The organism is Jeongeupia wiesaeckerbachi, assembly GCF_050916355.1.
GTDB lineage: Bacteria > Pseudomonadota > Gammaproteobacteria > Burkholderiales > Chitinibacteraceae > Jeongeupia > Jeongeupia wiesaeckerbachi.
The window spans coordinates 480,766-495,587 of sequence record NZ_CP136946.1 but is presented as its reverse complement, the minus strand read 5'-3'; the positions used below and the strand labels follow the sequence as shown (position 1 = coordinate 495,587).

The 14,822-nt window shown below is 64.7% G+C and carries 16 protein-coding genes and 2 riboswitches; of the genes, 9 read left to right on the top strand and 7 right to left on the bottom strand.

What is annotated here, in order from left to right; all coding sequences use genetic code 11:
* Window positions 1–14 precede the first annotated feature (14 nt).
* A complete protein-coding gene (locus R0382_RS02530; protein WP_432722023.1) occupies window positions 15–1,034 on the bottom strand; it encodes a tetratricopeptide repeat protein in 1,020 nt (339 codons plus the stop codon).
* 118 nt (window positions 1,035–1,152) lie between these two features.
* Complete coding sequence (locus tag R0382_RS02525; RefSeq protein WP_432722022.1) at window positions 1,153–1,590, bottom strand: rhodanese-like domain-containing protein; 438 nt, start codon at window positions 1,588–1,590, stop codon at window positions 1,153–1,155.
* A gap of 94 nt (window positions 1,591–1,684) precedes the next feature.
* Between R0382_RS02525 and ftrA the strand changes: the two genes are divergently transcribed.
* Both ftrA and dtpA read left to right on the top strand, forming a co-directional pair.
* The gene (gene ftrA / locus R0382_RS02520; RefSeq protein WP_432722020.1) at window positions 1,685–2,644 is read left to right on the top strand and encodes a transcriptional regulator FtrA; all 960 of its coding nucleotides are present in this window, start codon (window positions 1,685–1,687) and stop codon (window positions 2,642–2,644) included.
* Window positions 2,645–2,963: 319 nt separating this feature from the next.
* Window positions 2,964–4,454: a dipeptide/tripeptide permease DtpA gene (gene dtpA, locus R0382_RS02515; RefSeq protein ID WP_432722019.1), complete on the top strand. Its 1,491-nt coding sequence runs from the start codon at window positions 2,964–2,966 to the stop codon at window positions 4,452–4,454.
* Window positions 4,455–4,523: 69 nt separating this feature from the next.
* On the opposite strand, the gene R0382_RS02510 is transcribed toward dtpA, so the two are convergent.
* Together R0382_RS02510 and R0382_RS02505 are read right to left on the bottom strand one after the other, a co-directional pair.
* Window positions 4,524–5,045 (bottom strand): chromate transporter, encoded by a 522-nt coding sequence (locus tag R0382_RS02510; protein WP_432722017.1) that lies wholly within the window; start codon window positions 5,043–5,045, stop codon window positions 4,524–4,526.
* A complete protein-coding gene (locus tag R0382_RS02505) occupies window positions 5,042–5,584 on the bottom strand; it encodes a chromate transporter (protein WP_432722016.1) in 543 nt (180 codons plus the stop codon). The genes R0382_RS02510 and R0382_RS02505 overlap by 4 nt, the downstream gene beginning before the upstream one ends.
* Window positions 5,585–5,728: 144 nt before the next feature.
* Window positions 5,729–5,836, top strand: a riboswitch (glycine riboswitch).
* Window position 5,837: 1 nt separating this feature from the next.
* A riboswitch (glycine riboswitch) is annotated at window positions 5,838–5,937 on the top strand.
* Window positions 5,938–5,959: 22 nt separating this feature from the next.
* Between R0382_RS02505 and R0382_RS02500 the strand changes: the two genes are divergently transcribed.
* Complete coding sequence (locus tag R0382_RS02500) at window positions 5,960–6,574, top strand: trimeric intracellular cation channel family protein (RefSeq protein ID WP_432722014.1); 615 nt, start codon at window positions 5,960–5,962, stop codon at window positions 6,572–6,574.
* A 64-nt stretch (window positions 6,575–6,638) separates the two neighbouring features.
* Here R0382_RS02500 and R0382_RS02495 read toward each other — a convergent pair whose 3' ends face one another.
* Window positions 6,639–7,052, bottom strand: coding sequence for a hypothetical protein (locus R0382_RS02495; RefSeq protein ID WP_432722012.1), 414 nt, complete (start codon window positions 7,050–7,052; stop codon window positions 6,639–6,641).
* 269 nt (window positions 7,053–7,321) lie between these two features.
* On the opposite strand from R0382_RS02495, the gene R0382_RS02490 reads away from it, so the two are divergent.
* The 5 genes from R0382_RS02490 to corA all read left to right on the top strand — a co-directional run bounded on the left by R0382_RS02490 (window position 7,322) and on the right by corA (window position 12,146).
* Window positions 7,322–7,924 (top strand): MarC family protein, encoded by a 603-nt coding sequence (locus tag R0382_RS02490; RefSeq protein ID WP_432722010.1) that lies wholly within the window; start codon window positions 7,322–7,324, stop codon window positions 7,922–7,924.
* 82 nt (window positions 7,925–8,006) lie between these two features.
* Window positions 8,007–8,663, top strand: a complete 657-nt coding sequence (gene rpiA / locus R0382_RS02485; protein WP_432722008.1) for a ribose-5-phosphate isomerase RpiA — start codon at window positions 8,007–8,009, stop codon at window positions 8,661–8,663.
* An 86-nt stretch (window positions 8,664–8,749) separates the two neighbouring features.
* The gene (gene phoU, locus R0382_RS02480; RefSeq protein ID WP_432722006.1) at window positions 8,750–9,466 is read left to right on the top strand and encodes a phosphate signaling complex protein PhoU; all 717 of its coding nucleotides are present in this window, start codon (window positions 8,750–8,752) and stop codon (window positions 9,464–9,466) included.
* A gap of 140 nt (window positions 9,467–9,606) precedes the next feature.
* Window positions 9,607–11,088, top strand: a complete 1,482-nt coding sequence (locus R0382_RS02475; protein ID WP_432722005.1) for an exopolyphosphatase — start codon at window positions 9,607–9,609, stop codon at window positions 11,086–11,088.
* The gene (gene corA, locus R0382_RS02470) at window positions 11,046–12,146 is read left to right on the top strand and encodes a magnesium/cobalt transporter CorA (RefSeq protein WP_432722003.1); all 1,101 of its coding nucleotides are present in this window, start codon (window positions 11,046–11,048) and stop codon (window positions 12,144–12,146) included. The genes R0382_RS02475 and corA overlap by 43 nt, the downstream gene beginning before the upstream one ends.
* Here the strand turns inward: corA and R0382_RS02465 are convergent.
* Both R0382_RS02465 and R0382_RS02460 read right to left on the bottom strand, forming a co-directional pair.
* Window positions 12,111–12,302 carry a hypothetical protein gene (locus R0382_RS02465; protein WP_432722002.1) on the bottom strand — a complete coding sequence of 64 codons (192 nt, stop codon included), beginning with the start codon at window positions 12,300–12,302 and terminating at the stop codon, window positions 12,111–12,113. The two genes, corA and R0382_RS02465, sit on opposite strands and share 36 nt — an antisense overlap.
* Window positions 12,303–12,348: 46 nt before the next feature.
* Window positions 12,349–12,837, bottom strand: a complete 489-nt coding sequence (locus R0382_RS02460) for a DUF456 domain-containing protein (protein ID WP_432722000.1) — start codon at window positions 12,835–12,837, stop codon at window positions 12,349–12,351.
* Between the two features lie 181 nt (window positions 12,838–13,018).
* Here R0382_RS02460 and R0382_RS02455 point away from each other — a divergent pair, with 181 nt between their 5' ends.
* Complete coding sequence (locus tag R0382_RS02455) at window positions 13,019–14,797, top strand: PAS domain S-box protein (protein WP_432721998.1); 1,779 nt, start codon at window positions 13,019–13,021, stop codon at window positions 14,795–14,797.
* Window positions 14,798–14,822 lie beyond the last annotated feature (25 nt).

Genomic DNA, 14,822 nt, shown 5'->3' with positions numbered 1-14,822 from the left:
GGCGCGGGACCTGCTCAGGCGTAGGTGGTCAGCAGGTCGCGCAGCTGACTGAGATCGGGTACCTCGCCACTGCCGATCGACGCATCCAGCGCACTGCTCAGCGCAGTCAGGCGTAGCTGCTGGACTTCGATCAAGGCGGTATTGCCGTCGGCTTCGGCATAGCCGATCAGATCGGTCAGCAGCCGGGCCTCGACATGGCGCATGCCGTCGACTTCGGCGATATGCAGCGCGCGCTGGATCATGCTGATCGCCAGGTCGGGGCGGCCGTTCCGGTGCCGCAGCCTGGCCAGCAGGCCCAGCACCTGGGTTTCACACCAGTGTGACGGCGTGAACACCAGCAAGGACAGCGCTTCCTCGAGTTTCTGTTCGGCCGCTTCGTCGTCGTTTTGCTCGGTATCGATTTCGGCCAGCCGCAGCAGCAGCTCGGCCTGAAAATGCTCGAACTGCCGGACACGGCACAGAGCCAGCGCTTCGACGAGTATCGTCCGGGCTTCGTCTTCGCGCCCCAGCACGTGCAGATCCCAGCCGAGGCTGATCCGCACCTTGGCGATCAGGTGTACATCGTCGCTGCCCGCGAGCTGGCGGGTTGCCGCGCGGTGGAAGGTGACGGCCTGCTCGATGGCGCCGTAGGCGCTGCACACCTGGCCGAGGCCGATCAGCGACAGTGTCAGCGTCCGGGCATGCAGGAGGTCGTCACCGCAGAGCCTTGCGCATTGCGACCAGTGCAGCAGCGCCAGTCGATAGTCGCCACCGGTGTAATTGTCGCGCCCGAGTCTTTCCTGTACCGCCGGCTCCAGGTGACTGAGTCCGTACATCTGGCAGCAGGCCAGCGCTTCGGCCAGCAGGATGCTGCCTTCAATCCGCTCGCCGAGCTGATCTTCGATCAGCGACAGCAGGGTTGCTGCGCGCACCAGGGTCTCAACATCGTGTTCGGTGCGGGCGCGCGCCAGCAATGGCCTGCACCAGCGCTTGGCCGTGGTCGGATCGCTGAAGACAATCTGTTCGATGTCGTTGAGGGTATCGGAGGGCGTCACCGGCGCATCGGAGAGGAGGGGGATACCCTATTCTAACGGCCAGATGCGCAAATCACCCGATACAAAGCAAAGGCTGCGATGGCAGGCCGCAGGCGTCGACCGCCGAGCGCGGCGCTGCTTAAACGAGGGCGCAGTCGCAGGCGTAGCTCCGCACCGCAGCGGCACCGTCGTCGACGGCGAAGCCTTCGTCGCGCCAGCCGGCGATGCCGCCGAGCATCAGCTTCACCGGCCGGCCGAGCCGGGCGAGCGCCATTGCGGCCTGGTCGGCGCCGTTGCAGTGCGGGCCGGCGCAATAAACGACGAACAGCGTGTCGTCGGGCCAGCCAGCCATGCGTTCGGCACCGATCTCGCGGTGCGGCAGGTTCAGCGCGCCTTCGACATGGCCGGCGGCATAGGCTGACGGTCCGCGCACGTCGAGCAGCACGAAGCCCGGCGTCCGCGACTGCAGCGCGGCGTGAACGTCCGAGCAATCGGTTTCGAGCGCCAGCCTGGCGGCAAAGTGGGCGAGTGCAGCGGCGCTGGCTGCGGCCGGGACGGCGGTTACGGCGTTGGGCATCGTGATCTCCTCGGGCGTTGGTCTGAAGCGATTGTCATGCGGGCGCCGTCTGGTGCACAGTGGCGGGATCGCCATCAATCAGCAGGATGTCGCCATGTCCGCTCGCCCCTTGCGCGTCGTCGCGCTGGTTTACGACGGCCTGTGTACCTTCGAATTCGGCTGCGTCGTCGAAGTGTTCGGGCTGGCGCGGCCCGAGCTGACGGTACCGTGGTACACGCTGACCATTGCCGGCATCGAAGCGGGGCCCTTGCGCGCCGCGGGCGGTATCTCGGTCAGCGTCGATGCCGGGCTGGCGGCGACGGACGATGCCGACCTGATCATCCTGCCCGGTTGGCGCGGCGCCGATGCCGCGCCGCCGGACACACTGCTCGATGCGCTGCGCAGTGCAAACGCCCGCGGCGCGCGGATTGCGACGATCTGCTCGGGTTCTTTCGTACTGGCCGAGTCCGGCCTGCTCGACGGCCGCCGGGCGACGACGCATTGGCGCTACGCCGAGCTGCTGGCCCGCCGCTATCCGGCGATCGACGTCGCGCCCGACGTGCTCTACGTTGACGAGGGCTTGCTGCTGACGTCGGCCGGATCGGCTGCCGGGCTGGACATGATGCTGCACATCGTCCGCAGCGATTACGGCGCCGATGTCGCCAACAGCGTGGCACGCCGGCTGGTGATTCCGCCGCACCGCGACGGCGGCCAGCAGCAGTACATCGACCGGCCGGTGCCGCGCTTCGACAACAACCGGCTGGCGCGGACGATGGACTGGATGCGTGCGCGGGCCGTCGAACCGTTGACGCTGGCACAGATGGCCGACCACGCGGCGATGAGCCCGCGCACCTTTCTGCGCCAGTTCCGCGACGCCACCGGGGCCAGCCCCTATGACTGGCTGCTGCGCGAACGCATCGGCATCGCCCGCGGCCTGCTGGAGGCGGAGGAGATCGGCCTCGAACAACTGGCCGCCGCCAGCGGTTTCGGCTCGGTCGAAAGCCTGCGGGCGCATTTCCGACGGGTGGTGGGTGTGGCGCCGTCGGTGTATCGGCGCCGTTTTGCCGTGGCCTGATGCGCCCCGGAATGGCGACCGACGCAAATAGTTGATTTGGCGCAACCAGATGGCATTGTTGTAGCACAACTATTTGCGGTTACATGCCGCCGGGATGGCGGTAAAAAACCATGTCGACCAAGGCGGGCTGCCATAAGCCGTTCGCCTGTGCCGGCATCGGGTTTCGCCGACACGGCAGCCCTGCAATCTTGATCAACCCCCATCAAGTACGAGACCGATAGCAACGCAGCATTCGCACTCCAGCCCCGCGCCCGGAGTTGCGCCGCTTTACTGCGGTGCCGCTGTTTTATTCGGATGGGCAATCAAAACTGGAGGCAATGTGTCCGGCACTTCATCATTCAAGCAACCCAAAGCGTTTTATCCGATTTTCTCGATCGAACTGTGGGAGCGCTTCGGTTACTACGGCTTGCAAAGCATCATGGCGGTGTATCTCGTCAAGATGCTCGGCCTGTCCGAGGCCGATTCGTTCACGCTGTTCTCGTCCTTCGTCGCGCTCGTCTACGGTCTGATCGCCGTCGGCGGCTGGCTCGGCGACAAGGTGCTCGGCACCAAGCGCCTGATCGTGCTCGGGGCGATCACGCTGGCGGTCGGCTACGCGATGATCGCGATGTCGAACCACCAGACCGCGTGGATCTACCTCGGCATGGCGACGATCGCCGTCGGCAACGGCCTGTTCAAGGCCAATCCCAGCGCGCTGTTGTCCAAGCTCTACGACAAGGACGACCCGCGCCTCGACGGTGCCTTCACGATGTACTACATGGCGATCAATATCGGCTCCTTCCTGTCGATGCTGGCGACGCCGTGGGTGGCCAAGCAGTACGGCTGGGGCGCGGGGTTTTCGCTGTCGGTCGTCGGCATGCTGATCGCCATCGCCAACTTTCTGTTCAGCCGCAAGCTGCTGGCGAAATACGGTTCGGAAGCGGACTTCAAGCCGCTGAACGTGCTGCATCTGGCTTATGTGATCGCCGGCGTGGTCGTCGCGGTGCTGGCCGCCAGCTGGCTGCTCAAGCATGCCACCGTCGCCCGCTACGGCTTGGCGGCGATTTCGATCGGCATTGTCGCGATCTTCATGAAGGAAACCTTCGCGCTGCAAGGCGCGGCGCGCAACAAAATGATCGTTGCCTTCGTGCTGATGGTCGAAGCGGTGATTTTCTTCGTGCTCTACAACCAGATGCCGACGTCACTGAACTTCTTCGCGATCCACAATACCGAGCACACGCTGTTCGGCTTTGCGGTGCAGCCCGAGCAGTTCCAGGCGCTGAACCCGTTCTGGATCATGGTCGCGAGTCCGCTCCTGGCGATGACGTATAACAAGTTCGGCGACCGGCTGCCGATGCCGCACAAGTTCGCCTTCGGCATGGTGCTGTGCTCGCTGGCCTTCCTGGTGCTGCCGCTGGGGGCGCGCTTTGCCAATGAAGCCGGCATGGTGTCGCCGAACTGGCTGGTGCTGAGCTACGGCCTGCAAAGCGTCGGCGAGCTGCTGATCTCGGGCCTCGGTCTGGCGATGGTCGCGCAGCTGGTACCGGAGCGGCTGACGGGCTTCATCATGGGCGCGTGGTTCCTGACCACGGCGGCCTCGTCGGCGGTCAGCGGCATGGTTGCCGGCCTGACCACGGTGACCGGCGACGTCAGCAACGCGCATGCATCGCTCGCGGTCTACAGCCATGTGTTCACGCAGATCGGCATGGTCACCGGCGTGATCGCCGTGCTGATGATCGCGACCGCACCGCTGCTGGCGCGGATGATCAGCGGCAGCAAGGAAGTCGATGCCTTTGTCGCCGAGGGCGAGCTGGCGGCGCAACGTCCGTAACGGATGCACCGATCCAGTAGCAGTAAAGGGCCCCGCTTGGCGGGGCCTTTTTGCATTCAGCCGGCGCGCCTAGCGCCAGCCCAGTGCGCCAAGCAGTGCGCCGGCGGCAATCAGCCACAGCGGATTGACGCGGGTTTTCAGGCCGATCACCACGGTGGCGGCGGTCAGGCTCAGGCTGACGATGCCGGGCCGGCTGCCGTTGATCAAGAGCACCCCGGTGGCGAGGATCAGCGCAATCGTCAGCGGCGCCAGCGCCCGGCGGATCAGCTGGTGCCAGCGATGGTCGCGGTGCCGATGGCCGTAGTGCTCGACCGCCAGCGCGATCAGCGACGACGGCAAACACATTGCGAACAGCGCGACCAGCGCGCCGGGCAGGCCGGCGATCTGCAGCCCGAACAGCAGCACGAACAGCAGGTTGGGTCCCGGTGCGACCTGCGCGATCGTGTAGCTGGCGGCAAAAGCCGATTCGCTCAGCCAGTGGTGCTCGGTGACGAGTACGCGATGCATATCGGGCAGCACCGCGCTGGCGCCGCCGAAGGCGATCAGCGACAGCTGGGCGAAGTGGCCGAACAAGGACAGCAGCAGTGTCATCGGCGGGCTCCGAACAGGCAGATCAGCAGCGACAGCGGCATCAGCACCGCCAGCACCGGCAGCAAGGGCCAGCGCAGCAGCGCCACGGCGACGAAGGCCGCCACCCCGGTCAGCCAGACCGCGCCGAGTTTTTTCTGCGCCAGCGCCAGCTTGATCGCGGTGACGATGATCAGCCCGGCGGCGACCGCGGTCATGCCGTGCAAGGCGCCTTGAATGGCCGGGATGTCGGCGACATAGCGATAGCCGAGTCCCAGCGCTAGCACGATCAGCCCCGGCGGACCGATCAGCCCGAACGACGCGCCGAGCGCGCCCTTGATGCCGGCGTGGCGGTAGCCGAACATCATCGCCAGATTGACGATGTTCGGCCCGGGCAGGATCTGGCCGGTGCTGAGCAGGTCGGCGAACTCGGCGTCGTCCAGCCAGCCGCGTTCGTCGACCAGCACCCGCCGCGCCCACGGCAGCACGCCGCCGAAGCCGATCAGGCCCATGCGGGCAAAGGTGCGGAACAAGGTGGCCGGGGTAATGGGCAGCACAGGCATCCTGAATCCGCAAGGGTCTCGATACGCCATCCTAACCCCGCCGGGCTTTCAGATCGCCTTCAATATTCCTTCAATGTACGGCCTGCGACGACCGCGCCGGGGTGCATTGTGCCGTTGACCGTGATCGGGGCCGCCGGGATAATCCGCCGCTTCGCGGGAGAGCGGCCAGGGCCTGATTGATGTGCAGGCGCGAGGGTCCGCCGAAGGCGCAAGCTCCCATAATCGCTCAGGCAAACGAACCGCGAAATCAGTATCAAGGCCAATTGGAGAGAGACCGGCTCGACCGGTCCACCGAAGGGGCAATGCGCGATCCGTCGCGCCAAACTCTCAGGTAAAAGGACAAGGGGAGAGGCCGCAACCACTTGCGGATATCCCATGCTCTCCACGATCTACCTCATCGCCATCACCGCCGAAGCCATGACCGGCGCGCTCGCCGCCGGCCGGCGCAATATGGACCTGTTCGGCGTCATGGTCATCGCCTTCCTCACCGCGCTCGGCGGCGGCACCGTCCGCGACATCATCCTCGGTCATTACCCGATCGCCTGGACCCAGCATCCTGAATACGTCTGGCTGGTGCTGTCGGCCGGGCTGTTTACGGTGCTCGTCGCACGCTTCATGCATCACCTCGGGCGGATCTTCCTCGTGCTCGACGCACTCGGGCTGATCGCGTTCACGCTGATCGGCTGCGAAGTCGCGCTGACGATGGGCTACCACCCGACCGTGGTGATCATGGCCGGGATGATCACCGGCATCGCCGGCGGCGTGCTGCGCGACATCCTGTGTAGCCGCGTACCGGTGGTGTTCCGTCACGAGCTGTACGCCAGCGTGTCGCTGCTGGTGGCGCTGTGCTACCTCGGCTTCGGTGAGTTCGGGGTCAAGCACGACGTCAACGTGCTGGTCTCGTTCGCGCTTGGCCTGACGGTACGGCTGTGCGCGATCTATCGCGGCTGGCGTCTGCCGGTGTTCTCGTATCGCCAGCCGATCGATTGAACGGCGCGGCGATGTAAAAAGGGCGGCCTGTGGGCTGCCCTTTTTCATGCCGATACCGAACTGATCAGCGTGGCGGATTGACGACGACGTACTGCACCGTGGTGCCGGTGTTCTGCGGCTGGTACCAGGTATTGCCGCATTGCTGGTAGGCCATGCCGTTGATGATGGTCGTGCCACAGCCGGCCGGTACCGTATGGACGATGCTGCCGACGATGGCTGCGGTGGCGACGACCGCGGCGGTGGTCACGACGGCGGTGGCAACCGGGTGATAGGGGCGATACGGATAGTAGGGACGCGGCGGGTAGTAGGGGCGTGGCGCGTAATAGCCGTGGCGCGGTGCGCCGGCAGCGACGGTGTGCGAGACGCCGCCGCGGGGGCCGACGACGGTGCGGCTGGCGACCCACGCTTGGGCCGGCATGGCCGCCATCAGCATCGAAGCGGCGGTGGCCAGCGCGATCAGGGTTTTGCTTTTGCGCATCATGGATTCCTTGTCTTGGCGGCCGCCGAGGACGGCGGCGCGGTATGGGTCGCAGCGCGGGTGCTTCGAGCCGTGCTCGGGCGGTGCGACATCGTCGTCGGTACCCGCTTGGGGCACCGCAACCGTTGACCCCGAGCTTAGGTGATAAAGATATTGATTAATAGTGTTGTATTTCACAACTATATGGCATGTCTGCCCGGACGGTCGCGATCGCGCGGGCTGCTGCAAGTCCTGATTCACGGCCGAAACCGGCCGCGCATAATGGCGCAATGGAATCCTGGTCCTTCGCCTCCGCCTTTGTGCTGCTGCTGTTGGTCACCGACCCGCTCGGCAGCATTCCGCTGTTCGTCGCCATGCTCAAGCAGGTGCCGCGCGCGCGGCGCGTGCGCATGATCGTGCGCGAGGTGTCGGTCGCCTTCGCCGTGCTGCTCGGTTTCATGCTGACCGGCCAGCAGTTCCTCGCGCTGATGCACCTGTCGCAAACCTCGCTCGGCATTGCCGGCGGCGTCATCCTGTTCCTGATCGCGTTGCGCATGGTGTTTCCGCACCCGGATGGCGTGTTCGGCGACCTCAAGGGCGGCGAGCCCTTCATCGTGCCGCTGGCGATTCCGCTGCTCGCCGGGCCGTCGGCGTTGGCGACGGTGCTGCTGCTGGTGTCGCGCGCGCCCGAGCGCATGGGGGAATGGATAGGCGCACTGGCGCTGACGATGCTGGTCTGCGCGCTGGTGCTGGGTTTTTCCGAGAAAATCGGCCAGGTGCTCGGCGAGCGCGTCACCACCGCCTTCGAGCGCCTGATGGGCCTGGTGCTGACGGCGATCGCCGTCGAGATGCTGCTGTCGGGCCTGCGCGAGTACATCCGTTCGCTGGCGTAGACGGCCGGCTTGATTGGCAGCAAGGGGCGAATGCCATTTGCGTTTAGAATTCCGAACAGACCCGACCCACAGGAGTTGTCAGATGACCCAGAACGAACTCAAAGAAGCCGTCGGCCGCGCCGCGATCGCCTACATCCCGGACGATTGCATCGTCGGTGTCGGCACCGGCTCGACCGCCAATTACTTCATCGATGCGCTTGGCGAGATCAAAGGGCGCATCCAGGGCGCGGTGTCGTCGAGCGAGGCCAGCATCGCCCGGCTGAAGAAGCACAATATTCCGGTCTACGACCTCAATGCCATCGACAGCCTGCCGGTCTATGTCGACGGCGCCGACGAGATCAACCACCAGCTGCAGATGATCAAGGGCGGTGGCGCGGCGCTGACGCGTGAAAAGATCGTCGCGGCGGTCGCCGAGCAGTTCGTCTGCATCGCCGATGCCAGCAAGTATGTCGGCGTGCTCGGCAATTTCCCGCTGCCGGTCGAAGTGATCCCGATGGCGCGCTCCTATGTCGCGCGCGAGCTCGTCAGGCTCGGCGGCCATCCGGCATACCGTGAAGGCGTGGTGACCGACAACGGCAACATCATCCTCGACGTGCACGGGCTGCGGATCGCCGAACCGGCTAAACTGGAGTCCGAAATCAACCAGATCGTCGGTGTCGTCACCAACGGCCTGTTTGCGCGCCGCCGCGCAGACGTGCTACTGCTCGGCACCGAGAGCGGGGTCCAAACCTACAAATAATGCCCGTGCAGGCGGACCCCGGAAGACTTGAAACAAAAAATTAACACGACTCTGCGATGATCCGGGGTCTGTCCGTTGGAGCGCCCATGATGTCCGAACATATTTCCAAACAATTCGATGCCGAACTCGAGGCGATCCGTTCCAGCGTGCTCGGCATGGCCGGTTTGGTCGAAGATCAGGTGCGCCTGGCGATGGAGGCCCTGTCGACCGGCAGCATGGCCATCATCGACAAGGTGATCGAGCAGGAAGAGCGCGTCAACGAGATGCACGTCAAGCTCGACGACATGTGTATCCACATGATCGCGCGCCGCCAGCCGGCCGCCACCGACCTGCGCATGGTGATGACGGTGATCAAGTCGGTCGAGGATCTGGAGCGCATCGGCGACAAGGCCGCGCGCATCTGCCAGCGCGCCAAGAACATCTACGACTCCGGCAAGCTGCAAGTGCCGCGCTTTGTCGAGCTCGACCATATCGCCGAAGATGCGCTCGACATGCTCAGCAAGGCGCTCGACGCCTTCGCCCGTCTCGATGCGGTGCCGGCCTCCGAAGTGATCCGCGACGACAGCCAGCTCGATACCGAGTACCGCGCGCTGCAACGCCAGCTGATTACCATCATGATGGAAGACCCGCGCCAGATCACGCTGACGCTGGACATCCTGTGGATCGCCAAGGCGATCGAGCGCATCGGCGATCTGGCGGTCAATATCGCCGAACAGGTGATTTTCCTCGTCAAGGGCCAGGACGTCCGGCACAAGAGCCAGGAAGAAGTCGACAGCGTCGTGCACGCCAAGTCCGAAGACTAAGCATCGGTTTTTCAGACGGCTAGACCTGTTAGCACGCCCCGCCAGTCGGGGCGTTTTCGCGTCCGGCGTCGCAGCAACTTGCCGTGTCGCGGGTTGGCGGCGCGGATGTAGCCGGGTATCGTTGAGTTTCCAAACTGTTTATGCCCACCATGACCGATGCCTCGCTGATTGCCGCCGTAGACTTGGGTTCCAACAGCTTCCGCCTGCAGATCGCCCGTGCGCAGGGGGGCTCGCTGGTGCCGCTGACCACGCTGAAGGAAACGGTGCGGCTGGCCGGCGGAATCGATGCCGATGGCTGTCTGAGCGTGGACATCCAGAACGAAGCGCTGGCGGCGCTGCGCCGTTTCGGCAAGGCGTTGAACGGCCTGGCGCGCAGCCAGGTGCGCATCGTCGCGACCAATACCTTTCGCGTTGCGAAGAACATCGACGATTTCCAGCCGCTGGCCGAGGCGGCGCTGGGCTATCCGATCGAGATCGTCGCCGGGCTCGAAGAAGCCCGGCTGATCTATATCGGCGCCGCGCACAGCCTGCCCGGCAGCCGCAAGGCGCGGCTGATCGTCGATATCGGCGGCGGCTCGACCGAGTTGATCATCGGCCGGCAGTTCGATGCCCAGAGCATGGAAAGCGTGCTGCTCGGCTGCGTCAGCTGGAGCCAGCGCTATTTTCCCGACGGCAAGATCACTGAGGCGACGCTGCGGGCCGCCGAGCTGGCCGCGTGCGAACTGCTCGAGCCCGTGGCAGGACAATTTGGCGCGGCGCATTGGCAGGCCGCCATCGGTACTTCGGGGACGTCGCGCTCGATCGCCGACGTGCTGGAACTGAACGGCCTGACCGAGTCGGGCATTACCCGGGACGGGCTACAGCGCCTGCGGCTGTTGTTGCTGCAGGCCGGCCATATCGACGCGGTCGACCTCAAGGGCTTGCGGGCCGACCGTCGACCGGTGCTGGCGGGCGGCTTCGCCATCATGGCCGCCGTCTTCAACATGCTGTGCATCGACAAGATGACGATCACGCAGGGCGCGCTGCGCGACGGCGTGCTGTACGACTTGATGGCGCGCAACGGCATGCTCGACGTGCGCGAGCGCACCGTTGGCGCCTTCCAGCGTCGCTACCACGTCGATACGGCACAGGCAGGGCGAGTCGCCGAGCTGGCCGGCCAGCTCTTCCGCCAGCTGCACGCCGATGACGACGACACGGCACGCGCGCTGCACCACGCGGCGCGGCTGCACGAAGTTGGCCGGCTGATTGCGCACGTCGGTTACCACAAGCACGGGGCGTACATTCTCCAGCATGCCGACATGCAGGGATTTTCGCGCCGCGAACAGGCGCAGCTGGCGCAATGGGCGCTGGCCCAGCGCGGCAGCCTGAGCAAGCTGGGTGGCGAGCGCGTGGACGAGCGGGACTGGAGCGCGATCCTTGCGTTGCGGCTGGCGGTCCTGTTCTGTCGCGGCCGCAAGGCGCAATGGCCGGCCGGGATGCGCCTGCGCCGCGCTGATGACGACTTCCTGCTGCAGATTGATTCCGGCTGGCTCTCGGCCAACCCACTGACCGCATTCGCACTCGAAGAGGAAACACGCCAATGGCAAAAGCCGCGGCTCATCATCGCAAGGCCAACAAGCTGAGGCAGCATCTGCGCGCCGACAAGGCGGGCACGCACCCGGGGACGATGCAGTACGTCGGCCCGCGCAGACCCGAAGAAACGTTGGCGACGCTGATCGAATTCGGCCCGGAGGAGAAAGACTTCCTCGAAACGCGTTTCACCTCGCTCGAGGAGGGCAAGACCTTCGAGCGGACGCCGCAGACGTTCTGGCTCAACCTGCACGGTCTCGCCAATCTGGAGCTGCTCAAATACGTCGGCAAGCGCTTCGGTCTGCACCCGCTGACGATGGAGGACATCGTCCACACCGAGCAGCGTCCCAAGGTCGAGGTCTATCCGGGCTATTTGTTCATCGTTGCCCGCCTGGCCAGCGTCGACGCAGACGGCCTGCTGTGCAGTGAACAGGTCAGCATCGTGCTGGGGCGCGGTTTCGTGCTGACTTTTCAGGAAAAGCCGACCGGCACGTTCACCGGCATCCGCGACAGCCTGAAAAATGCGCAGTCGCAAGTGCGCAAGCTCGGCGCCGACTATCTCGTCTATTCATTGCTCGACAAACTGGTCGACCGCTATTTCGGCGTGCTCGAATCGATGGGCGACCAGATCGAACTTGTCGACGACCAGATCGCCGCCGGCCCGGTCCCCGACCATCTGGGCGAAATCCAGGCGCTGCGCCGCGGCATGCTCAGCGTCAAGCGCGGGCTGTGGCCGCTGCGCGAAGTGGTCAACGTGCTGCAGCGCGACGACGCGGATTTCTTCCACGAGGAAACGCAGCTCTATCTGCGCGACGTGTACGACCATGCGGTGCAACTGATCGAAAGTACCGAAGCGCTGCGCGAACTCGTCGGCAACCTGCAGGACTCCTATCTGTCGCTGCAGTCGCACCGGATGAATATGCAGATGCGCATGCTCACGGTGATCACCACGGTATTCATGCCGCTGACGCTGATCGCCGGCATCTACGGCATGAACTTCGAGTTCATGCCCGAGCTGCGCTGGCACGGCGGTTACTTCGTCGCGCTGGGCCTGATGGCGGTGATCGCCGTCAGCCTAGTCGCTTTTTTCCGCCGGAAGCAGTGGTTCTGACGCTTCGTCGGCTTCGACCGTGCGCCGTGGCCCTTCGCGCAGGTCGTTGACGACGAGGCCATCCTCGGTCAGAAAGGGCGGGGCCGCCGGCTTGCCGCTGCGGCGCTCGCGGCCCTGGCGTGGTAACCAGAAATCGAGATCGTTGTTGTTCGACATCAGGCTGATCCTCATCTGTCGTCTTCGTTCAGCATAGCGCGGCTTGTTACCAGAACCAGGCAAAAATAAAGACGCCGAGCATCGCCAGCGCGACGGCGACTTTGGCGATGGCGCCGATCAGCAGCCCGATCCACGTGGCGACACCGACCTTGCCGGCCTGAACCACATCGCGCCGCGCGATGAATTCACCGACCGCGGCGCCGACGAACGGCCCGATGATCAGCCCGATCAGTCCGCCGGCAATGCCCAGCACCGCGCCGATCAGCGAGCCCCACACCGCCTGCGGGCTGGCACCGACCCGTTTGGCGCCCAGTGCGCCGGCGATGAAGTCGAGCACGATAGACAGCGCCAGCAAGACAGCCAGAATCACCAGCGTGACCCAGCCGATACGCGTGAAATGGTCCGCCCACGCGGCGAGCAGCATGCCGCCGAAAATGAACGGCGTGCCGGGCAGCATCGGCAACAAAGTGCCCGCGAAGCCGACGAGGACCAGTGCGGCGGCCAGCAAGAGCCAGAGAGTCAATGGATCGGTCATGCGCGTATTCCGTCTTGATGTCTTGAGCTGGAGTCCGGCGGCGCTGCCGAGTTCCCCATCCTGCGGGGCAAGCGTTGGCGATGGACGCCATTGATCGCCACCGGACTTGCCGGTCTGAAATCGCCTGCTAGATTGATCTTCTGTAAAGCTTACTTATCTTGTTAGCTTGGAGGGTTCATTCATGCGTTCCGTATCTCGTTCGCCGGCTTCGTTGCGCACCATGCTGGGCTGGCTGAAGTTCGGCAGTAGCGATACCGGCAGCCGCGTGGCGCTGGAGCAGGCCGTCGATGCCGTTGTCAGCGTGGATGCCGCTGGCTGTGTGACCTTGTACAACGCCGCGGCCGAGCGCTTGTGGGGCATTCGGCGCGACGAGGTACTGGGGCGGCCGGCGCGTACGCTGTTGCCGTCGCTGGAGCAGGCCACGGACGCGCGCCGCGATGCGGCTGGGCACGAGATCGAGATTGCAGGCCGCGACGGCCGTAAAGTGTGGATCCATCTTTCGCTGTCGCGCGTGCCGGGTAGTCCGGCGTTTACCGTTTTTGCCCGGGACATCTCGATTGAGCGCAATAACCGCGAGGTGATCTCGCAGACGCTCGAGCAGGCGCTGGATGCCGTCGTGACCATCGATGAACACAACAACGTGACCTTCTTCAATCGCGCGGCCGAAACGCTGTGGGGCTACGCGCGCGGCGAGGTCATCGGCCAGAACGTCAAGATGCTGGTCCCGCGCGGCATTCAGCCCAGCCACGATGGCTACGTCAATGCCAACCGCGACACCGGGCAGGACAAGATCGTCGGGACCCGTCGTGAGGTGCAGATCGAGCGCAAGGACGGCAGCAAGGTCTGGGGGGGCTTGTCGCTGTCCAAGGTCAGGGTGGGCGACAAGATCATTTACACCGCCTTCGTCAAGGATGTGACCCGTGAGCGAGAAGTGCGCGAGGCGATGAACCAGACGCTTGAGCAGGCGCTCGATGCGGTCGTATCGATCGATGCGGCCAACAACGTCACTTTTTTCAACGCCGCCGCCGAGAAGTTGTGGAATCTGCGCCGCGACGAGGTGATCGGCCAGAACGTGAAGATGCTGGTGCCGCAGGGTATCCAGGCCAATCACGACCATTTCGTCAACGCCAACCGCACGACCGGGCAGGACAAGATCGTCGGCACCAGCCGCGAAGTGTGCATCGAGCGGCGCGACGGTAGTCTGGTCTGGGCCAATCTGTCGCTGTCGAAGGTGCATTCCGGCGACCAGATCAGCTACACCGCCTTCGTCAAGGACGTCACCCGCGAGCGCGAGGCGCGCGAAATGATGAACCAGTCGCTGGAACAGGCGCTCGATGCGGTCGTCACGATCGACGAGCACAACAACGTCACTTCGTTCAACGCCGCGGCGGAGAAGCTCTGGGGCTATGGCCGAGCCGAAGTCATCGGCCAGAACGTCAAGAAGCTCGTGCCGGTGGCCATCCAGTCGAACCACGACGGCTATGTGAATGCCAACCGCCACACCGGCCAGGACAAGATCGTCGGTACCAGTCGCGAGGTATGCATCGAGCGCAAGGATGGCGAGAAGATCTGGGGGCAGCTGTCGCTGTCCAAGGTCCGGCTCGACGGCAAGATCGCCTACACGGCCTTCGTCAAGGACGTCACCGTGACCCGGCAGGCACGTGATACCACCGATGCGGCGATGGGCGCCGTGCTGACGTCGAGCAACCAGATCGGCCAGATCGTCGCGGTGATCGACGGCATCGCGGCACAAACCAATCTGTTGTCGCTGAATGCGGCGATCGAGGCAGCGCGGGCCGGCGAGGCGGGGCGCGGTTTTGCGGTCGTCGCCGATGAAGTGCGCAATCTGGCAACGCGTTCGGCCGATTCGGCGCGCGAAATTGGCGGGCTGGTCGACGAGACCAAGTTGCGTATCAACGAGCTGGCTGTGTCGCTGGAAAAGCTGTCGGGCGGCGCATAAGCGGATCGCGGCCAAACAAAACGGG